The organism is Micromonospora sp. CA-248212 (assembly GCF_050948405.1).
GTDB lineage: Bacteria > Actinomycetota > Actinomycetes > Mycobacteriales > Micromonosporaceae > Micromonospora.
In genome coordinates this window covers 5,649,520-5,666,885 of the sequence record NZ_CP192023.1, presented here as the reverse complement: position 1 = coordinate 5,666,885, position 17,366 = coordinate 5,649,520, and the positions used below count along the sequence as shown (strand labels likewise).

At 73.0% G+C, this 17,366-nt stretch carries 17 protein-coding genes, 1 pseudogene and 1 riboswitch; of the genes and pseudogenes, 6 read left to right on the top strand and 12 right to left on the bottom strand.

Annotated features, from left to right (window positions below):
- Positions 1-7 precede the first annotated feature (7 nt).
- The 3 genes from ACQP03_RS26535 to ACQP03_RS26525 all read right to left on the bottom strand — a co-directional run bounded on the left by ACQP03_RS26535 (position 8) and on the right by ACQP03_RS26525 (position 1,798).
- The gene (locus ACQP03_RS26535; RefSeq protein WP_355051378.1) at positions 8-556 is read right to left on the bottom strand and encodes a DsbA family protein; all 549 of its coding nucleotides are present in this window, start codon (positions 554-556) and stop codon (positions 8-10) included.
- Positions 553-1,050 (bottom strand): redoxin domain-containing protein, encoded by a 498-nt coding sequence (locus tag ACQP03_RS26530; RefSeq protein ID WP_433458879.1) that lies wholly within the window; start codon positions 1,048-1,050, stop codon positions 553-555. The genes ACQP03_RS26535 and ACQP03_RS26530 overlap by 4 nt, the downstream gene beginning before the upstream one ends.
- Positions 1,051-1,111: 61 nt before the next feature.
- Positions 1,112-1,798, bottom strand: coding sequence for a BON domain-containing protein (locus tag ACQP03_RS26525; protein WP_357132449.1), 687 nt, complete (start codon positions 1,796-1,798; stop codon positions 1,112-1,114).
- Between the two features lie 407 nt (positions 1,799-2,205).
- Between ACQP03_RS26525 and ACQP03_RS26520 the strand changes: the two genes are divergently transcribed.
- A complete protein-coding gene (locus ACQP03_RS26520) occupies positions 2,206-4,956 on the top strand; it encodes a cellulose binding domain-containing protein (RefSeq protein WP_433458877.1) in 2,751 nt (916 codons plus the stop codon).
- 170 nt (positions 4,957-5,126) lie between these two features.
- Here ACQP03_RS26520 and ACQP03_RS26515 read toward each other — a convergent pair whose 3' ends face one another.
- Both ACQP03_RS26515 and ACQP03_RS26510 read right to left on the bottom strand, forming a co-directional pair.
- Positions 5,127-5,534, bottom strand: coding sequence for a hypothetical protein (locus ACQP03_RS26515; RefSeq protein WP_357132455.1), 408 nt, complete (start codon positions 5,532-5,534; stop codon positions 5,127-5,129).
- Positions 5,535-5,674: 140 nt separating this feature from the next.
- Positions 5,675-5,815 carry a hypothetical protein gene (locus ACQP03_RS26510; RefSeq protein ID WP_355051383.1) on the bottom strand — a complete coding sequence of 47 codons (141 nt, stop codon included), beginning with the start codon at positions 5,813-5,815 and terminating at the stop codon, positions 5,675-5,677.
- A 389-nt stretch (positions 5,816-6,204) separates the two neighbouring features.
- Here ACQP03_RS26510 and ACQP03_RS26505 point away from each other — a divergent pair, with 389 nt between their 5' ends.
- Entirely contained in the window at positions 6,205-6,567 is a 363-nt protein-coding gene (locus ACQP03_RS26505) for an STAS domain-containing protein (RefSeq protein WP_007463546.1), read from the top strand.
- A gap of 17 nt (positions 6,568-6,584) precedes the next feature.
- Here ACQP03_RS26505 and ACQP03_RS26500 read toward each other — a convergent pair whose 3' ends face one another.
- Positions 6,585-6,764 carry a hypothetical protein gene (locus tag ACQP03_RS26500; RefSeq protein ID WP_357132460.1) on the bottom strand — a complete coding sequence of 60 codons (180 nt, stop codon included), beginning with the start codon at positions 6,762-6,764 and terminating at the stop codon, positions 6,585-6,587.
- 73 nt (positions 6,765-6,837) lie between these two features.
- Between ACQP03_RS26500 and ACQP03_RS26495 the strand changes: the two genes are divergently transcribed.
- Positions 6,838-7,290 (top strand): SRPBCC family protein, encoded by a 453-nt coding sequence (locus ACQP03_RS26495; RefSeq protein WP_357132463.1) that lies wholly within the window; start codon positions 6,838-6,840, stop codon positions 7,288-7,290.
- Between the two features lie 19 nt (positions 7,291-7,309).
- On the opposite strand, the gene ACQP03_RS26490 is transcribed toward ACQP03_RS26495, so the two are convergent.
- The 5 genes and pseudogenes from ACQP03_RS26490 to ACQP03_RS26470 all read right to left on the bottom strand — a co-directional run.
- Positions 7,310-7,837: a hypothetical protein gene (locus tag ACQP03_RS26490; RefSeq protein WP_363660271.1), complete on the bottom strand. Its 528-nt coding sequence runs from the start codon at positions 7,835-7,837 to the stop codon at positions 7,310-7,312.
- Positions 7,838-7,930: 93 nt separating this feature from the next.
- Positions 7,931-9,007 (bottom strand): coiled-coil domain-containing protein, encoded by a 1,077-nt coding sequence (locus tag ACQP03_RS26485; protein ID WP_433458873.1) that lies wholly within the window; start codon positions 9,005-9,007, stop codon positions 7,931-7,933.
- 5 nt (positions 9,008-9,012) lie between these two features.
- Positions 9,013-9,144, bottom strand: a riboswitch (cyclic di-AMP (ydaO/yuaA leader).
- Positions 9,145-9,256: 112 nt separating this feature from the next.
- A complete protein-coding gene (locus tag ACQP03_RS26480; protein ID WP_357132469.1) occupies positions 9,257-10,174 on the bottom strand; it encodes a cation diffusion facilitator family transporter in 918 nt (305 codons plus the stop codon).
- 107 nt (positions 10,175-10,281) lie between these two features.
- A complete protein-coding gene (locus ACQP03_RS26475; protein WP_357173628.1) occupies positions 10,282-12,399 on the bottom strand; it encodes a HelD family protein in 2,118 nt (705 codons plus the stop codon).
- Positions 12,400-12,611: 212 nt separating this feature from the next.
- Positions 12,612-13,517, bottom strand: a pseudogene (locus ACQP03_RS26470) (alpha/beta fold hydrolase); the annotation flags it as partial.
- A gap of 150 nt (positions 13,518-13,667) precedes the next feature.
- Between ACQP03_RS26470 and ACQP03_RS26465 the strand changes: the two are divergent.
- Positions 13,668-14,327, top strand: a complete 660-nt coding sequence (locus ACQP03_RS26465; protein ID WP_357132478.1) for a carbonic anhydrase — start codon at positions 13,668-13,670, stop codon at positions 14,325-14,327.
- A gap of 62 nt (positions 14,328-14,389) precedes the next feature.
- Here the strand turns inward: ACQP03_RS26465 and ACQP03_RS26460 are convergent, their stop codons facing one another.
- Positions 14,390-14,719 carry a hypothetical protein gene (locus tag ACQP03_RS26460; protein ID WP_355051393.1) on the bottom strand — a complete coding sequence of 110 codons (330 nt, stop codon included), beginning with the start codon at positions 14,717-14,719 and terminating at the stop codon, positions 14,390-14,392.
- A gap of 307 nt (positions 14,720-15,026) precedes the next feature.
- On the opposite strand from ACQP03_RS26460, the gene ACQP03_RS26455 reads away from it, so the two are divergent.
- Both ACQP03_RS26455 and ACQP03_RS26450 read left to right on the top strand, forming a co-directional pair.
- Complete coding sequence (locus tag ACQP03_RS26455; protein WP_357132482.1) at positions 15,027-15,518, top strand: DUF3145 domain-containing protein; 492 nt, start codon at positions 15,027-15,029, stop codon at positions 15,516-15,518.
- A gap of 96 nt (positions 15,519-15,614) precedes the next feature.
- Positions 15,615-17,348, top strand: coding sequence for a glycoside hydrolase family 3 protein (locus ACQP03_RS26450; RefSeq protein WP_363660272.1), 1,734 nt, complete (start codon positions 15,615-15,617; stop codon positions 17,346-17,348).
- Positions 17,349-17,366: the final 18 nt, after the last annotated feature.

Sequence of the window (17,366 nt, the reverse complement as noted above, 5' to 3'; positions counted from 1 at the left end):
GAGCGGGTCAGGCGTTCGCCGCCGCGTCCACGGCGGCCAGCAGGTCGGGCAGGTCGTACCCGCCGTCGTGCCGGACGTCGTTGACGAACAGGGTCGGCGTGCCGTTGACCCCGCTGCGGATCCCGCCCACGAAGTCCCGGCGTACCCGGTCGGCGTACGTCCGGCGGTCCACCTCGCCGTTCACCTCGTCCGTCGGCAGCCCGAGCTGCTCGACGCCGAGCGAGAGGTGCACCGGGTCCAACTGGTCCTGGTGCTCGTACAGCCAGTCGTGCATCTCCCAGAACTTGCCGCGCGCCGCGGCGGCCTCCGCCGTCTCGGCGGCCCGCTCGGCGTACGGGTGGACATTGGCGATGGGGAAGTAGCGGTAGACCAGCCGTACCGTGTCGGCGCGCTGGCGCAGCAGCTCGTGCAGGTTCGGGTACGCGGCACCGCAGAACCGGCACTGGAAGTCGCCGTACTCGATGATGGTCACCGCGGCGTCGGACGGCCCGCGGACGTGGTCCTCGACGGTCAGCGGCTCGCGCAGCCGCGCGGTGACCTGCAGTGGCGTGGTCATCGGGCCATCACCTTCCGCTCGTTGGTCAGGTTGTCCAGCGCGTCGAAGATCCCGTCCGCGCCCGGGTTGACGTCGGGGGCCGACAGGTAGCTCCACGCCACCGTCCCGGCCTGGTCGAGCACCACCAGCGCGCGGGCCGACTCGCCCCGCGGGGTGTACGCGCCGTACCGGCGGGACACCTCACCCTTGGGCTCGAAGTCGGACAGCAGCGGGAAGGTGATGCCCTGGTTCTCGGCGAACGCCCGGTGCGACCAGATGCTGTCCACCGAGATGCCCAGCACCATGGCCTGGTACTGCTCGAACACCGGCGCCGCCGCCTGGTAGAGCGACATCTGGTCACCGCAGACGGGGCTCCAGTCGGCGGGATAGAAGACCAGGACTACCGGCCGACCCCGGAACTGCTCGGGGCCGGTCTGACGCCCGTCCGGAGTGCTTGCCAGGGTGAAGCCGGGGGCGGGGTGCCCGGGTTGGATCAGCCCGTTCGGATCACTCATGCCACCAGCCTGCCGCCGGGACGGGTGAGACGGACTCACCCGTCCCGGGTGGTACCCGCGCTCAGCGCAGCACCGGCGCGACCGCGATGTGGTTCTGGACCTCCCGGATGCCCGGCGCGGACCAGGCCACCTGCTCGACCTCGGCGCGTTCGGGCATGGAGTGCACCAACCCGGCGAGCACCGCCGTGTCGCCGTGCACCCGGACGGTGATCCGCTCGGCCTCGGTGGCGCCGGCCCGGGCCAGCGCGTCCACGATCTTCCCGGCCAGGTTCACGCCGTCCGGCGTCGCGTTCGGCTGGACGGTGATGCCGTTGCTGACCCCACGGACGCCGGTCAGCCGGCACACCGCTCGTTCGGCGGCCCGGCGCTGGTACTCCCACTCGACCTCACCGTGCAGCGTCACCCACCCGGCTGAGACGGTGACCTGGAGCTTCTCGATGGGTACGAACGCGTCCCACTCCAGGGCGTCGCTGGCCGCGCCGGCCAGGTCCGGGTCGGCGCGTTCGTCGCTGCCGGCCAGTTGCACGGTCAGGTCGTTGGCGACCGCCCGGACACCGGCGACGCGGTGCGCGGCCCGTTCGCCGGCCCACTTCTTCGCGTAGCTGTCCACCCGTCCGCTCAGCGTGACGACGCCTTCGGCCACGGTCACGCCGATCTCGTGTGGCTGCACCCGGGGTTCCCAGGTCAACTCGTCGAGGACGGCGGACTGGATGTCCTGGTCGGTGCGCGTGATCGTCGCGATGGCCATCTGCCCCTCCCATCCGCTCGCGTGCCTGGCGGACCGGGTGTTGGCCGTGACCGGCCCGCCGAGGTCCGATCCTGCCGGCCGGGCGGGTTACCCGTCCTCACCCGATGCGGGTGGGGCCACCCTGCGGACCTGCGTGCGTGGCGGGCTCGCCAGCAGTGTTGGGAGCGCTTCCATAGCGGCGTCGGATCGGTTAGGGTGAGTGCGTTCCTCGATCGCGGGAGCCTCGCGTCGGGTGGTTGGAGCCAGGGCAGCTCCGATCCGTCCCCCCGCGTCGTCGTCCGTCCCCCGGGCCCCGACGCGCCACTTCTGGTCGACCCGTCCCCGCGCCGCCGTGCTCGTCCCCCGGGCCGCGACGCCACCCCGGTCGATCCCGACTCCCGGGCCCCCACCCCCGGAGAGGAACGCAGATGCCCAGATCACTGACCAGCGTGGTCGTGGCGGCGCTGACCGTCGCCACGGCCGTCGTGGCGGTCCCGATCACCGCCGCGGGATCGGCGCCGGCACCGGCCGCCGCCGAGGCGTACACCTGGCGCAACGTCCCGGTCGGCGGCGGTGGCTTCGTGCCCGGCATCGTCTTCAACCCGACCGAGAAGAACCTGATCTACGCCCGGACCGACATCGGCGGGGCCTACCGCTGGGAGCAGTCCAGCCAGTCGTGGACGCCGCTGCTCGACTGGGTCGGCGCGGACCGCTGGGGCTACAACGGCGTGGTCAGCATCGCCACCGACCCGGTGCAGACCAACCGGGTGTACGCGGCGGTCGGCATGTACACCAACGGCTGGGACCCGAACAACGGCGCGATCCTGCGCTCGGCCGACAAGGGCGCCACCTGGCAGGTCACCGAGCTGCCGTTCAAGAACGGCGGCAACATGCCGGGCCGGGGCATGGGCGAGCGGCTGGCCGTGGACCCCAACCGGAACAGCACCCTCTACTACGCCGCCGAGGGCGGGAACGGGCTGTGGCGCAGCACCGACTTCGGGGCGACCTGGGCCAAGGTCACCGCCTTCCCGAACGTCGGCAACTACCGGGCCGACCCCAGCGACCCGAACGGCTACAACGGGCAGAACCAGGGCCTCACCTGGGTCAGCTTCGACAAGAGCACCGGCGCCGCCGGCACCACCACGCAGACGATCTACGTGGGTGTGGCGGACAAGGACAACCCGGTCTACCGCAGCACCGACGGTGGTGTCACCTGGGCGCGGATTCCCGGGCAACCCACCGGCTACCTGGCGCACAAGGGCGTCGTCGACCCGGTCGGCGGTCACCTCTACATCGCCACCAGCGACACCGGCGGCCCGTACGACGGCGGCAAGGGCGACGTCTGGAAGTTCACCCGGTCCACCGGGGCCTGGACGCGGATCAGCCCGATCCCCTCCACCAGCGGCGACGACTACTTCGGCTACAGCGGGCTGACCATCGACCGGCAGCACCCGAACACGCTGATGGTGGCCACCCAGGTCTCCTGGTGGCCGGACGCGATCTTCTTCCGCAGCACTGACGGCGGGGCGAGCTGGACCCGCATCTGGGACTTCACCAGCTACCCGCAGCGGTCCAAGCGCTACACCATGGACATCAGCTCGGTGCCCTGGCTGACCTTCGGCACCAACCCGGCGCCCCCCGAGGAGACCCCCAAGCTGGGCTGGATGAACGAGTCGGTGGAGATCGACCCGCACGACTCCAACCGCATGATGTACGGCACCGGGGCCACCATCTACGGCACCACCGACCTCACCAAGTGGGACACCGGCGGTCAGTTCACGATCCGGCCGATGGTCCGGGGCCTGGAGGAGACGGCCGTCCTCGACCTGGTCAGCCCACCCAGCGGCGCACCCCTGATCAGCGCGCTCGGCGACGTCGGCGGCTTCCGGCACACCGACCTGGACACCATTCCGTCGATGCTCTTCACCCAGCCGGTCTTCACCAGCACCACGAGCCTGGACTACGCCGAGAGCAAGCCCGCCGTGCTGGTGCGGGCCGGCAACTTCACCGACTCCGACCGGCCCAACGACAGCCACGTCGCCTTCTCCACCGACGGCGGGGCCACCTGGTTCCAGGGCACCGAGCCGTCCGGCGTCAACGCCGGCGGCACGGTCGCCGCGGCGGCCGACGGCAGCCGGTTCGTCTGGTCGCCCGGCGACGCGGGCCAACGCGTCGTCTACGCGGTCGGCTTCGGCAACTCGTGGGCGCCGTCCACGGGCATCCCGGCGAACGCGACGATCGAATCCGACCGGGTCGACCCCAACCGGTTCTACGGCTTCAGCGGCGGCCGGCTCTACCTGAGCACCAACGGCGGCGCGAGCTTCACCGCGACGGCGGCGACCGGCCTGCCCACCTCCGACGTGCGCTTCAAGGCGTTGCCCGGCAAGTCGGGCGAGCTGTGGCTGGCCGGTCCGGGCGGGCTCTGGCGGTCCACCGACTCCGGGGCCAGCTTCACCAAGCTGGGCGGCGTCAGCGCCTCCGGCAACGTCGGGTTCGGCAAGGCCGCGCCGGGGCGGACCAACCCCGCCGTCTTCCTCTACGGCACGGTGGACGGCCAGCCCGGTGTACACCGCTCCGACGACGGCGGCACGACGTGGGTACGCATCAACGACGACCGTCACCAGTACGGCAACCCGACCGAGGCGCTGACCGGCGATCCCCGGGTCTACGGGCGGGTCTACCTGGGCACCAACGGTCGCGGCATCCTGGTGGCCGACCGCACCGGCGGCACGCCGACGACGCCGCCTCCCACCACGCCGCCTCCGACCACGCCGCCTCCGACCACGCCCCCTCCGACCACGCCCCCTCCCACCACGCCCCCTCCGACCACGCCCCCTCCGACCACGCCCCCTCCGACGACGCCGCCTCCGGTTGGTGGGTGCGCGGCGACCTACCGGGTGACCGGCTCGTGGACGGGCGGTTTCCAGGCCGAGGTCGTGGTCAGCAACCCCGGCACCAGGCCCATCGCGGGCTGGACGCTCGGCTGGACGTTCCCCAACGGCCAGCGCGTCAGCCAGCTCTGGGGCGGCACCCACACCCAGACCGGGGCGGTCGTCTCGGTTGTGGACAGCGGCTGGAACGGCGCGCTCGCCCCCGGGGCCAGCACCACGATCGGCTTCCTCGGTTCCTGGACCGGCACCAACTCGCCGCCGGCCTCGGTGAGCTGCACGAGTCGCTGACCCGGTGGCCCGGCGTCGTCCGGGCCACCCGAGAACACCGGTCCGCCGGGGTTGCCTGAGGGGTCCGGCACCCCGGCGGACCGGGCGCACATTCCGCCCAGCACCGCCACCGGTACGCGAGCGGGCCCCGCCGACGCGATGTCGACGGGGCCCGCTCGGTGTACCGGTGGCTAGTCGTCCAGGCCGACGGGGGAGTTGGGGCGGTCGACGTCGACGAACTCGACGTCGTCCACCGCGCGGTCGTCTCGACTGCCGGCGGCGCGAGCGGCGGAGCCGACGGCCCAGCCGACCGCCGCGCCGACCAGCGCGGCGCCGATCAGCAGCGTCCACGGCAGCGCCGGCTGGCGTCCGGCGAGCGCGTCGAAGGCGCGCGCCGCGCGACGCCGTGCCTCCTCCGCCGCCGAGCCCACCAGGTCACCGGCGCCGTCGGCGAGGTCGCCGCTGCTGCGACGGGCCGACCGCGCGGTGTCCCGGACGCTGTCGCCCGCGGAGCTGACGGCGGAGAGCAGCTGCTCCCACGCCTGGTCCGCGATCCGCTCCGGCTTACTTCGCCGGTCCAGTAGGTTGGTTCCGAACATCGTGGTTACCTCCTCAGGTGCCGAAGCCGCCGGCCACTTCGGACCTCGGCGTCCGTCCAGCGCGACACGGTTCGCTGACTGCGCAGTGCCCCGGGCCGGTGGCGCGCAAACCCGGCCCCGAGTGGCGCACCCGTCGGGGGTCAGCGCACCGCCACCGCGGCCACGCCGCGTGCGAAATCGTCGTCATCGTCATCGTCGTCGTCTCCGCCGCCGAAACCGCAGGCCAGTACGAGGGCGAGCAGCAGACCGACGCCGGCCAACCCGGCCAGTCGCTTGATCATCGAAGGTCCTCTCCGTCACGGTGGGTGTTCCGGGCCGATGCTAGGAAGCGTCGGCAACCACGCTGGCGGGTCGGGCCGGGACCGCTGGCGCGACACGCCGGTCCCACGCGGGGCGGGCGTACGGGACGGCACGGATGTCGGGCCTGCCGGACCGCGACCGCTACCCTGGTCCGGCGACGCGTCGGTTCCGACCGATCGTCGACTGATCAGATAACGAAAAGTATTGAATGATCAGATGCCGAAAAGTGGGGATATGGGCGACTTTGTCCGCTCGGATCCGTGAATTGCTCATCCCGAGGGGTGGCGACCGAGGCCGTTGGAGGAATACTCTCGGTCGCGGCCCGCGTACTGATGAGGCGCCCGGGGGACGGGCGGGTGGAGGTGCTCGCGTGAGCCTGTCGATCGTGAAGTCGGTCCTGTCCGGTGGTGTCGTCGAGATCGCCCCGCGGGGTGAGATCGACGTCGACACAGCGTACGAGGTGCGAGAGGCGATTGCGGAGGTGCTGGCCAAGAGCCGTCCGCTGCGCATCGAGCTGAACATGAGGCTGGTCACCTTCATCGACTCCGTGGGCATCAGCGCCATGGTCGCCGGCTTCCAGACCGCCGAGGTCAGTGGCGTCAAGCTGGTCGTCACCGAGCCGAGCCGGTTCGTGCACCGTCAGCTCTGGGTGACCGGCCTGCTCGGTCTCTTCGGCGCACCGGAGCCCTACTTCGCCGGGGCCGCCACCCCCGAGGTGCTTCCCGGCGCCTGAGGCGCGGGCGGCCACCGTCAGGCCTGCGCGTCCGGACCGGTCAGGTCCACGTCGGTCACCTCGGTGACTGCCCGGATCGCCGTGACCGACGCGTACCCGGCGGCCAGCAACGCCACGTCGGTGCCGGGCTGCGCGGCCTGCCCGGGCTCCTGCAACGAGGCGGCGCAGAGCACCACGTCGACCCCGAGGGACAGCACCAGTCCGTCCGGCCGTTGCCAGCCCAGGGCGGCGCACGGGACGATCGTGCGACCAGCGACGTCGGGAGACGGTGTGTTCGGCAGCGATACCTTCAGCTACACCGTCCAGGCCCGCTGCTCAGTCGCCGAGGCGGCGGCGCTGTTGAGCGACCTGACCCGTCAGGGTGAACTGCATCCCCTGATCGTGCGGGTCCGCGAGGTGCCGCCCCGCCCGGGGGCCCGCGCCAGCTACACGATCAACGACAGGCTGGTCGCCGGCCCGCTGCGCTTTCGCACCACGTACCACGCGGACGTGCTGGTCAGCGAGCCCGACGAGATCGTCACCGTGGCCCGCCAGTGGCCCGCCACCACGGTTCGCAACCACACCCGGCTGCGCGCCGAGCCGGACGGTCTGGTCCGCATCGACGTCGACATCACCCTGCGCGCGCCGACACCCCTGTTCCGGTACGCCTTCGGTCAGGCCCGCGCCGCCCACCTCGCCCTGGCCGCGCGCCTCGGCGCGGCCCTCGACGACCCCGCGCCGTGAGCCCTCGGTCCCGCGCCCACTACTTCCTTATTGGTGCGTGACGTGGCGCCACGGGGCGCGCAGGGCGATCCCGCGTCGTGCCGCCGGCGGGTCGGCGTCCCCAGGGCTTGTACGTCGACAGGACCGTCGCGATGATCATGAGGCTGGTCGACACCGCGGGCGCGATCACCAGGTCGGCGCGGTCCCGCGCCGGTAGCGCGGCGCCCAGCGCGGCGGCGTGCCGCAGGTTCGGGGTGAGCAGGAACAGCACCAGCCCGACCATCACTGTGGTGATCACGAGCTTGATCACCACCCAGCGGTAGCGCAGCAGGCCCCAGGGGGTGAGCAGCGCGCTGGCGACACCGACGAGCCACACGAGCACGCTCAGCGGCGCGAAGAGCACGGTGCCGACGAGCCCGGCGACCGGGTAGACCACGGCCGGGTCGGCGCCGCGCTGTGCCGCGATGCCGAGGGTGAGTAGCACCAGGTCGGCCCCGAGCCAGCCGAGGGAGGTGACCAGGTGCAGGGTGAGCAGGGCCTTGCGCGTGCGGGGCGCGATTCGCGGCATACCCGAATGCTCCCGGCCCGACCCCGCGTGGTCGTCCGACCAGCGACGACGTCCGGGGTACGCCCGCTGACGTACCCCGGACGGCGTCGGTGGTCAGTACACCGACAGGTGCACGTGGTTGGTGTGGTCGCTGGAGGGGTCGCCGTTCCCCCCGCTGTACGACTTCCAGCCGCTGCTGGGCAGCCAGATCTGCTTGAACCAGATCACGTAGAGCACCGCGAGCCGGTCGGCGTTGCGGATGAAGTACGCGGCCAGGTTGTTGCCGTACGTCTTGTCGCCGCCGGTGGCGATGCCGCCGAAGCCACCCTTCTGCGCGGCGAAGTCGCAGGCCCGGCCCTTGGGGTGCTCGCCCGAGCCGCCGTTGCGGTGACAGGAGACGTACCGGGTGAAGCCGGCGGCCTTGGCCTGGTTGAGCGCGTGCAGGGTGCGGGGGGTGATGCAGCCGCTGGCCGGGGTGGGGTCGTTGATGCTGCACGACTCGGATGGCCAGGAGCCGTCGGAGTTGCGCGGTGCGGGCTGGGCGTTGGCGGTGGAGGTGCCACGGTTGGAGCCGGTGTCGGTGTCGGCGGCGGCGCTGGCGCGTGCCTTGTTGTTGGCGACCGTCAGGGCCCGCTCGGCCTGCTCCTTGCGCTTGGCCATCACCTCGACCTGCTTACGCTGCTCCCGGATCTCGCCGTCGAGGGCGACGCGGGTGCGGTTCGCCTCGTCCCGGGTGGCGTGCAGGTCGCGCAGCACCCGGTCCTCGTTGGCGGCCACCACGTCGAGGGCGGCCGCCCGGTCCATGAAGCCCTCGGGGGTGTTGCTGTTGAGCAGGGCCGAGACGGTGCTGAGTCGGCCGGTGCGGTACGCGACGCCGGCGATCTCGCCGACCTTGCCGTTGCGTACGGTCATCTCGGCCTCGGTGTCCTTCAGCTTGACCGCGAGCTGCTGTTGCCGCTGGATGGAGGTGTCCAGCGCGCGCTTCGCGTCCAGGTAGCCCTTGCTGGCCGCCTCGAGCTGGGCCCGTAGCGCCGGGGTGCCGCCCTCCTCGTCGCCGTCGGGCGCGGCGGCGGCCCGCAGGCCGGCGGGGGGAGCGGCGGTGGCGGCGCCGACCGGAAGCGCGACGCCGAGGGTGACCATCATGACGATCAGTGCCGCAAGCCGGGCGGCGGGTGGTCGTGCTGGTGCCACTACGCATGTCCTTCCGTCAGCCGCCGACCGGGTTAGCTGACGGGTTCGGGACGGAAGATCCCTACCGCTGACGCGGATGCACCCCAGGAACATGGTTCCCCGGTTCGCCCTGTCGGGCGATTAGGCGACGGCCGCCACCGGCGCCGGGAGGCGCCGCCGGGTGGTGGCCGGGACAGAGCCTACCGGTGCTGGTGGGGTCTGTGCAGCCGATGTGACGGAAGGTGCCGGCACCATCGCGAAGGATGACGGTCACCACTCGACGGAACCGCAGGCGCCCGGGGCGGCACCGGGTTCGGTCTGCAGCGTGGCGTGCTCGATGCGGAAGTCGTCCCGCAGGGCGGTACGCGCCGCAGTGAGCACCGCGCCGACCTCCGCGCCGGGCGCCATGGTCAGGTGCGCGGAGGCCACCTCCATGCCCGAGGTGAGCGTCCAGACGTGCAGGTCGTGCACCTCGACCACGCCGGGCACCGCGGCCAGACGGTCGTGCACGGCGGTGACCTGGAGGTGTTCCGGGGCGGCCTGCACGAGGATGCGTACGGCGGCCCGCCCCAGCCGCCAGGTGCGCGGCAGGATGAACACGCCGATCGCGACCGCGACCAGCGGATCGGCCCACCACCAGTCGGTGACGGCGATGAGCAGCGCAGCGCCGATCACGCCGAGCGAGCCGAGCAGGTCGCCCAGCACCTCCAGGTAGGCGCCCTGGAGGTTGATGCTCTCCCGGGCGCCGGCGCGCAGCAGCCCGAAGGCGACCACGTTCGCGAGCAGGCCGAGGATGGCCACCGTGAGCATCGGACCGCTGAGCACCCGGTGCGGGTCGCCGAACCGGCCGATCGCCTCGATCACCACGTAGACCGCCACGCCGGAGAGCAGGACGGCGTTGGCCAGCGCGGCGAGAACTTCGAGGCGGTAGAGCCCGAAGGTGCGTTGCGGGTCGCCGGTGGCCCGCCGCGTGGCGGTGATCGCGGCGAGCGCCATCCCGATGCCGAGTACGTCGGTGAACATGTGCCCGGCGTCGGAGAGCAGCGCCAGCGAGCCGGTGTGGAAGGCGGTCACCGCCTCGACCACCATCAGGGCAGCGAGCAGTCCGAAGGCCGCCCAGAGCCGTCCGCGATGCTGGTGGGCGGCGTTGGCGACCGACCCGTGGTGGTGGTCATGTCCTGCTCCCACGAGACCCACCCTCCGACGTCGCCCGGGACCCGGTCAAATGTATGCTCACATCGCTATGTGTGCAAGTGTAGGGCGAGGGCCGGCCCCTGGGCGCGCCAACCCGACGGTCAGCCGGTCGGGTCGACGGTGGTGAGCCGCTGGGTTGCCCGGGAGAGCGCCACGTAGAGCGTGCGTACACCCGAGCCCGGATCGGCCCGGATCTCGCTGGGGGCGACCAGCACGACTCCGTCGTACTCCATGCCCTTGGCCTCCAGGCTGGTCACCACCTGCAGGCGCGTCGCGCCGAGCGCGTCGAGCCAGCCGGCGACCTCGTCGCGGCGGGTGACCGGCGTGATCACCCCGACCGTGCCGTCGACCTCGCCCAGCAGGCCGGTGGCCGCCTGTACGGCCGCGGCCTGGAGCCCGGCGGGCGGCACCACCAGCTCGACCGGGTCGACGCCGGTGGAGCGGACGGCCCTCGGCAGGGGCAGGTCCGGATAGAGCCGGCGGATCTCCGCCGCCGCCACCGCGAAGATCTCCGCCGAGTTGCGGTAGTTGGTGGTGAGCGTGAACTCGTGCCGTTTGCGCCGGCCCAGCGCCTGGTCGCGGGAGCGGGTCAGCTCCTCGGGGTCACCGGTCCAGGCGGTCTGCGCCGGGTCGCCCACCACCGTCCACGAGGCCAACCGCCCACGCCGACCGATCATCCGCCACTGCATCGGCGAGACGTCCTGCGCCTCGTCGACGACCACGTGCGCGTACTCCCGGTAGTCCTCCGGCCGCTCCCGGGCCGCCGCGCGGGCGGCCCGCTGCCGGTCGGCCGCGGTGCTCAGCTCACGAACGCCGCCCGCGAGCTGGAACGGGTCGCGCCGGGCCCGCGCCGGTTTCACCGGCTTGCCGAGCAGCGCGTCCAGCTCGTCGAGCAGCGCCACGTCCGCGATGGTCAGGCCCGCACTGTCCAGACTCTGGTACGCCGTGCCGAGCAGCCGGATCTCCGCGCCGGAGAGGATCCCGCCGGCGTACCGGCGCAGCCGATCCGGTCGAGCCAGCCAGCCCAGCACGTGCCGGGGGTGCAGGCGCGGCCACCAGGCCTTGAGGAACTCCCGGAACTCCGGCCGCTCCGCGATCTCGTCCTCGAAGGCCCGCTGCTCGGGCAGCCGGCCGATGTTCACGCGCCGGGCCTGCGCCCACAGCGCGGCGAAGACACCGTCGAAGCCGGCGCGGCGAACCTCGTTGCGCCGGGCGCCCCGGTGCAGCGCGCGGTCCCGGATCGCGTCCAGCTCGCGGCGGTCCAACCGCAGCAGCCCGCCCCGGTAGAGCAGGCGCAGCTCGCCAGGAGCCCCCGGCACCGCGTCGCGGGCCGCCCGTTCCAGCACCCGGCGCATGCGCAGCGAGCCCTTCACCGCCGCCACCTCGGGCGGGTCGGTTCGGGTGGCCGTCATCCCCGGGAACAGGGTGCCCAGCGAGTGCAGGGTCGCGGTGTCCTCGCCGAGCGACGGCAGCACCGAGGCGATGTACTCGACGAAGACGGTCGACGGCCCGACCACCAGGATGCCGCCACCGGCGTACCGGCTGCGGTCGGAATAGAGCAGGAAGGCCGCCCGGTGCAGGGCGACCGCCGTCTTGCCGGTCCCCGGGCCGCCCGCGACGATCGTCACCCCGGAGCCGGGCGACCGGATCGCCTCGTCCTGCTCCCGCTGAATCGTCGCGACGATGTCGCGCATGCCGCGACCGGTGGCCCGGGAGAGGGTGGCCAGCAGCGCGCCGTCACCGACGACCGTCATCCCCTCCGGGGCCGCCTCCGGATCGAGCAGGTCGTCCTCGATGCGGGTGACCCGCTCCCGCTGGGACTGGATGGTGCGGCGACGCACCACGCCCAGCGGCTGCGCGGGGGTGGCCTGGTAGAACGCCGACGCGGCCGGCGCCCGCCAGTCGACGACGAGGGTGCTGGCGTCCTCGTCACGGATGCCGAGCCGCCCGACGTGCAGCACCTGCCGGTCGCGCAGGTCCAGCCGGCCGAAGACCAGGCCCTCGTGTTCGGCGTCGAGGGTGTGCCGCCGCTGAGCCGCGTGGAAGACCATCGCGTCGCGTTCGACGAGCGCGCCGAACGTGCCCACCCGCGCCATCCGGTAGCCGTCCCGCTCGGCGCGCACCGCCGACTGCCGTAGCTCGGCCAGTCGGGCGTACACCCGGTCGAGGTGCCGTTGCTCGACGGCGATCTCCTGCTCCAGGGCGGTCTGGTCGGTCAACGCACGCTCCTTCGATGTCGCCGGCAAGCGGCGCGAACCGCGCGGGCCAACCGCAGAAGGGTACGGCCCCCGACCCGACCCGCCGCGCCCGAGGTGCGCGAACGTGCTCAGCGACCCGCCGCGACGGCGCTCACGACCGGCCCGTGCGGCGGGGGTGCGCCGTTCGGGCCGGGCCCGTGCGGCGAGGGTGCGGCGCTGGGGCCGGGCCCGTGCGGCGAGGGTGCGGCGAGCACCCGGCCCAGGACGCCGGTCAGGGCCGCGTTCACCTCAATCGGACGCTCCATCATCAGCATGTGGCCGGCGCCCGGGCAGACGGTCAGCTCGGTGGCCGGCAGGACGGCGGCGATCGACTCGGCGCACGGCGGCGGGGTCAGCCGGTCCCGGTCACCGACCAGGGCGGCGGCCGGCAGGTGCGCCAGGGCGGCGAGGGTGTCCAGCCGGCGCTGAGCGCCGATCGAGGCGCGGAAACCGCCGATCGAGCGCAGCGAGGCGCGGGCCACCGCCGACGTGACCAACCGGATGTCGGAGGGATCGCAGCGGTCGCCGAAGAGCATCCACCGGATGCTCGGCTGCAGCGCGTTGAGCAGCGCCCGGGGCGCTCGCCACGAGCCGCAGCGGGCCAGCACGCCGGCGCCGGTCGTCTCGGCGAGCCGGATCAGCCGGGCGATGCGTGGCGAGAGCCCGTACACGGTGTGCGTGTGCCCCTCGGCGGTGGTCGAGACGAAGACCAGTCCGGCCGTACGCGCGGCGAAGTGCTCCCGGTGGCGGTGCGCGTACTCCATGATCGTCATTCCGCCCATCGAGTGCCCGACCAGAACCACCCGACCGCTCGGCGCGACCGCGTCGAGGACGGCGGCCAGGTCGTCGCCGAGCTGGGCCAGGGTGGCCGTGGGCAGCGCCATGCAGCTCGACCGGCCGTGACCCCGCGCGTCGTAGGTGACCACCCGCACCGAGTCGCCGAAGGACGACGTGAGCGCGTCGAGCTGCCGGTGCCAGCTGCGCCCGTCCAGCGTCCAGCCGTGCAGGAGGACCGCCGTCACCGGGGCGTGCACGGGACCGGTGGTCTCGACGTGCAGCCGTACGCCGTCGGGCATACCGACTTCGAGTCGCTCCGGCATCGCCACCTCCCAGGCTCGCCCCGGCATCACCCGTACCTCCGATACCCGGCGGTAACACCGGCTACCCGTCGGGACGCCACGCCAATCGCGGTCGGGCGAACATTCCCGACCCCGCCCCTGGCCGTGCGCCGGCGGGCCAAGCTGAACGGCATGGAGTCGGCGCGGGCGACGCCGGTTCCGCCGACGGGCGGGTCCGGGGGGCGGGGACGGCAGGCCGGCGGCACGCCCCGGGCCGCGTTGGCCGACCTGCTCGGCGGCAACCGGAGGTTCGTCAGCGGCCAGCCGATCCACGGGCACGACGTCACCGCCGCCGCGGCGGCCGCCTCCGGAGACCAGCAGCCGTACGCGGTGGTCCTCGGCTGCATCGACTCGCGGGTGCCGCTGGAGGCGATCTTCGACCAGACCTTCGGGGCGATCTGCGTGATCCGCACCGGCGGGCACGTGCTCGACCGGGCGGTGTGCGGCTCCATCGAGTACGTGGTGGGGCAGCTCGGCGTGCCGTTGGTCATGGTGCTCGGGCACGAGCGCTGCGGTGCGGTCGGCGCGACCGTGGACGCCCTGCGCACCGGCGAGCGCCCCGGTGGGTCGCTGGCCCACCTGGTCGACGAGATCGCCCCGGCGGTCGTCGAGGTGGGGCTCGACGATCCGGCGGTGCTCGCGCTCACGGTCCGCCGACACGTCCGGCGCACCGTGGACGCGCTGCGCGTCGACGACCTGTTGGCCGGGCCGGTGGCCACCGGCCGGGTGGCCGTGGTGGGCGGCCTCTACGACCTGAGCACCGGCGAGGTTGCTCTGCTCGAGGCGTCCTGACAAACGAACGACCGCCCGCCGGGAACTCCCGGCGGGCGGTCGGTGGTGCGGTGGGGGAGGGCTCAGCCCTCGAAGACGCCGGCCGCGACCAGACGCTTCTCGGTGGCCTCCCAGCCGTCGTTCGGGTGAACGGTGGCCAGGTTGTTGATCTCCGCCCGGATCTTGGCGGCGTGGCCGGCGGCGGCCAGCGCCCGGATCTCCTCGACGAACGCGTCGGAGTCGGTACGCAGGTGCGCGGTCTTGCCGTTGGTCAGGTTACGCACGTAGGCGTGCTTGCCGCCGTTGAGCGGGATGAGGTACTTGAACTCGCCCAGCACGCTGAGGGCGCCACCCTGGCCAGCCTGGCCGGCCCGGACGGACGCGCGCGCGGTCTTAGAGGTGTTGCTCGCCACGGAGGTACTCCTTGCAAGACGTACGGGAGGACTGGACGTCCGGGGGCTGTGTGCGGGTGACACTGCGTCGGCCCGCAGAGGTGGAACGCGGCAGAAGCCGCCGATGGAACTGTACATGACCACGACATCAGGCTGGTCGTCGCGGTGTCCTGAGAGGCAACGGAGACCACCCGTCCGGCTATTCCGGGTGGCGTTTTTTCCGATTCTCTGGCGCACCATCCGTCACACGAGTCATCATGTGTTGCAGCAACCACTCGGGTGGACGAGGTCGTAGGGGAAGACGCACCTCGCTCTCCGGGAGGTCACCGTGCCAACGCGTGGCGTCGTATACGTCCACTCGACCCCGCTCGCCGTGTGCTCGCACGTCGAGTGGGCGATCGCGCGCGTCCTAGCCGCGCCGGTCAACCTGCAGTGGACGGCTCAGCCCGTCGACCCCGGCGCCCGCCGGGCCGAGTGTGGGTGGACCGGCCGTCCGGGAACGGGCGCCGAGCTGGCTGCTGCCCTCCGGCAGTGGCCCATGATCCGTTTCGAGGTCACCGAGGAGCCGAGTCCCGGCGTCGACGGTGAGCGTTTCATGTACGTGCCGGCCCGTGGCCTGTTCCGGGCCACCGTCGGGGCGGCCGGTGACATCCAGCTCGGCGAGGACCGGCTGCGGACCCTGATGGCCTCCGCCCGTGCCCCGGAGGCGTTGTCGCACGCCCTTGACAAGGCGCTCGGCACCGCGTGGGACGCGGACCTGGAGCCCTACCGGTACGCCGGTGACGGCGCACCGGTGACGTTGCTCACCCGGGTCGGCTGACGGCGGGGCCGCACGCGCTGCGGACCTGGGTGTTGCGTCACCCTCACGCTGGCGACCGGTAAGGTCAAGTTGCCCCGATAAGGGGGAACTGGTGGGATGGTCGGCGTGCCGATTCGCCCGCGACACGCAGGTGTCGCCGTCGCCGCCCTGACCGCCCTGATCGTCTCCGGCTGCTCGGGTACCCCGGATCGTCCCGACCCGACGCCCGGCCCGACCGGCGCGTCGGCGGCCCCGAGCGCACCCGCCTCGCCGCCGAACGACGACCCGGCCGCGCGGGCCGCCGCGCTGGTCGCGACGCTCTCCGACGAGGACCTGGTCGGGCAGGTGCTGATGCCCTACGCGTACGGCGACTCGGCCACCAAGGTCTCCACCGGCTCGGCGGCCGGCAACCAGGCGCTCGCCGGCGTCGACACCCCCGCCGAGATGATCGCCAAGTACCGGCTCGGCGGGCTCATCCTGGTCGGCTTCAGCGCCGACGACCCGACCAAGGGCAATCAGGAGACGACAAACGTCGACAACCCGAAGCAGGTCCACGACCTGACCACCGGACTGCGGGGGGCCGCCGGACGGCTGGCCGCCGGCCCGGCGCCCTTCCTGATCGGCACCGACCAGGAGTACGGCGTGGTCACCCGCGTCACCGACGGCGTCACCATCCTGCCCAGCGCCCTCGCGGCGGGTGCCGCCGGTGACCCGAAGCTGACCGAGGCCGCCTGGCAGGCCGCCGGCGCCGAACTCGCCGCGATGGGCATCAACATCGACTTCGCCCCGGTCGCCGACGTGCTGGCCACCCGCAGCACGGTCATCGGCTCCCGGTCGTTCGGCGCCGACCCGAAGATCGCCGCCGCGCAGGTCGGCGGCGCGGTCCGGGGCCTACAGGCCAGCGGCGTCGCGGCCACCCTGAAGCACTTCCCGGGGCACGGCCACAGCGCGGACGACTCGCACAAGGACCTGCCGGTGCTCACCCAGTCCGCGGCGGCGCTGCAGAGCGGCGCGTGGCCGCCGTTCAGCGCCGGGTTTGACGCGGGCGCGATGGCCGTGATGTCCGGCCACCTGGACGTGCAGGCCATCGACCCCGGCACCCCGGCGACCTTCTCCCACAAGCTGCTCACCGACGTGCTGCGCGGTCAGCTCGGCTTCAAGGGCGTGGTGATCACCGACGGGATGAACATGCCACCGGCGAAGCGGTGGGCGCCCGGCGAGGCCGCCGTCCGCGCGCTGAACGCCGGCAACGACCTGATCCTCATGACCCCGAACGTCGGTCAGGCGTACGACGGGCTGCTCGCCGCCCTGCGTGGCGGGTCGCTGCCCCGGGCCCGGCTCGTCGACGCGGTCACCCGGATCCTGACCATGAAGTTCCGGCTGGCGGCGGGACCCGCCGAGCCGATGTCCACGCTCAACACCCCGGCGCACCGGGCGGCGGCGGACGCGCTGGCCGCCGGAGCGGTCACCGTGCTGCGCGGTGCCTGCGGCGGCGCGGTGCGCGGCCCCGTCACCGTCACCTCCTCCGGCGGCCGGGACGGCACCCGGGCGGCGCTCACCGCCGCGCTGACCGCGGCCGGCGTGACGGTGAAGCCGAGCGGCGGGACGGTGGTGCACCTGGTCGGCTACGGCGACGGGGAGAAGGACCTGAGCGCCAGTGCGGCGGTCACCGTCGCCATGGACACGCCGTACGTGCTGGCCAAGGCCAAGTCGCCGACGCTGCTGGCCACGTACTCCTCCAGCCGGGCGTCGATGACCGCGCTCGCCGCCGTACTGGCCGGCAAGGCCCGCCCGGGTGGCCGGTCACCGGTGGTGGTGCCCGGACTGCCGGCCACCACCTGCAAGAGCTGACGGCACCGGCAGGAGATC

What these genes read in the sequence shown, in the direction of transcription:
- ACQP03_RS26535 (WP_355051378.1), bottom strand. Translation starts at nt 556, where the DNA reads ATGACCACGCCACTGCAGGTCACCGCGCGGCTGCGCGAGCCGCTGACC.
- ACQP03_RS26530 (WP_433458879.1), bottom strand. Translation starts at nt 1,050, where the DNA reads ATGAGTGATCCGAACGGGCTGATCCAACCCGGGCACCCCGCCCCCGGC.
- ACQP03_RS26525 (WP_357132449.1), bottom strand. Translation starts at nt 1,798, where the DNA reads ATGGCCATCGCGACGATCACGCGCACCGACCAGGACATCCAGTCCGCC.
- ACQP03_RS26520 (WP_433458877.1), top strand. Translation starts at nt 2,206, where the DNA reads ATGCCCAGATCACTGACCAGCGTGGTCGTGGCGGCGCTGACCGTCGCC.
- ACQP03_RS26515 (WP_357132455.1), bottom strand. Translation starts at nt 5,534, where the DNA reads ATGTTCGGAACCAACCTACTGGACCGGCGAAGTAAGCCGGAGCGGATC.
- ACQP03_RS26510 (WP_355051383.1), bottom strand. Translation starts at nt 5,815, where the DNA reads ATGATCAAGCGACTGGCCGGGTTGGCCGGCGTCGGTCTGCTGCTCGCC.
- ACQP03_RS26490 (WP_363660271.1), bottom strand. Translation starts at nt 7,837, where the DNA reads ATGCCGCGAATCGCGCCCCGCACGCGCAAGGCCCTGCTCACCCTGCAC.
- ACQP03_RS26465 (WP_357132478.1), top strand. Translation starts at nt 13,668, where the DNA reads ATGGAGTCGGCGCGGGCGACGCCGGTTCCGCCGACGGGCGGGTCCGGG.
- ACQP03_RS26450 (WP_363660272.1), top strand. Translation starts at nt 15,615, where the DNA reads ATGGTCGGCGTGCCGATTCGCCCGCGACACGCAGGTGTCGCCGTCGCC.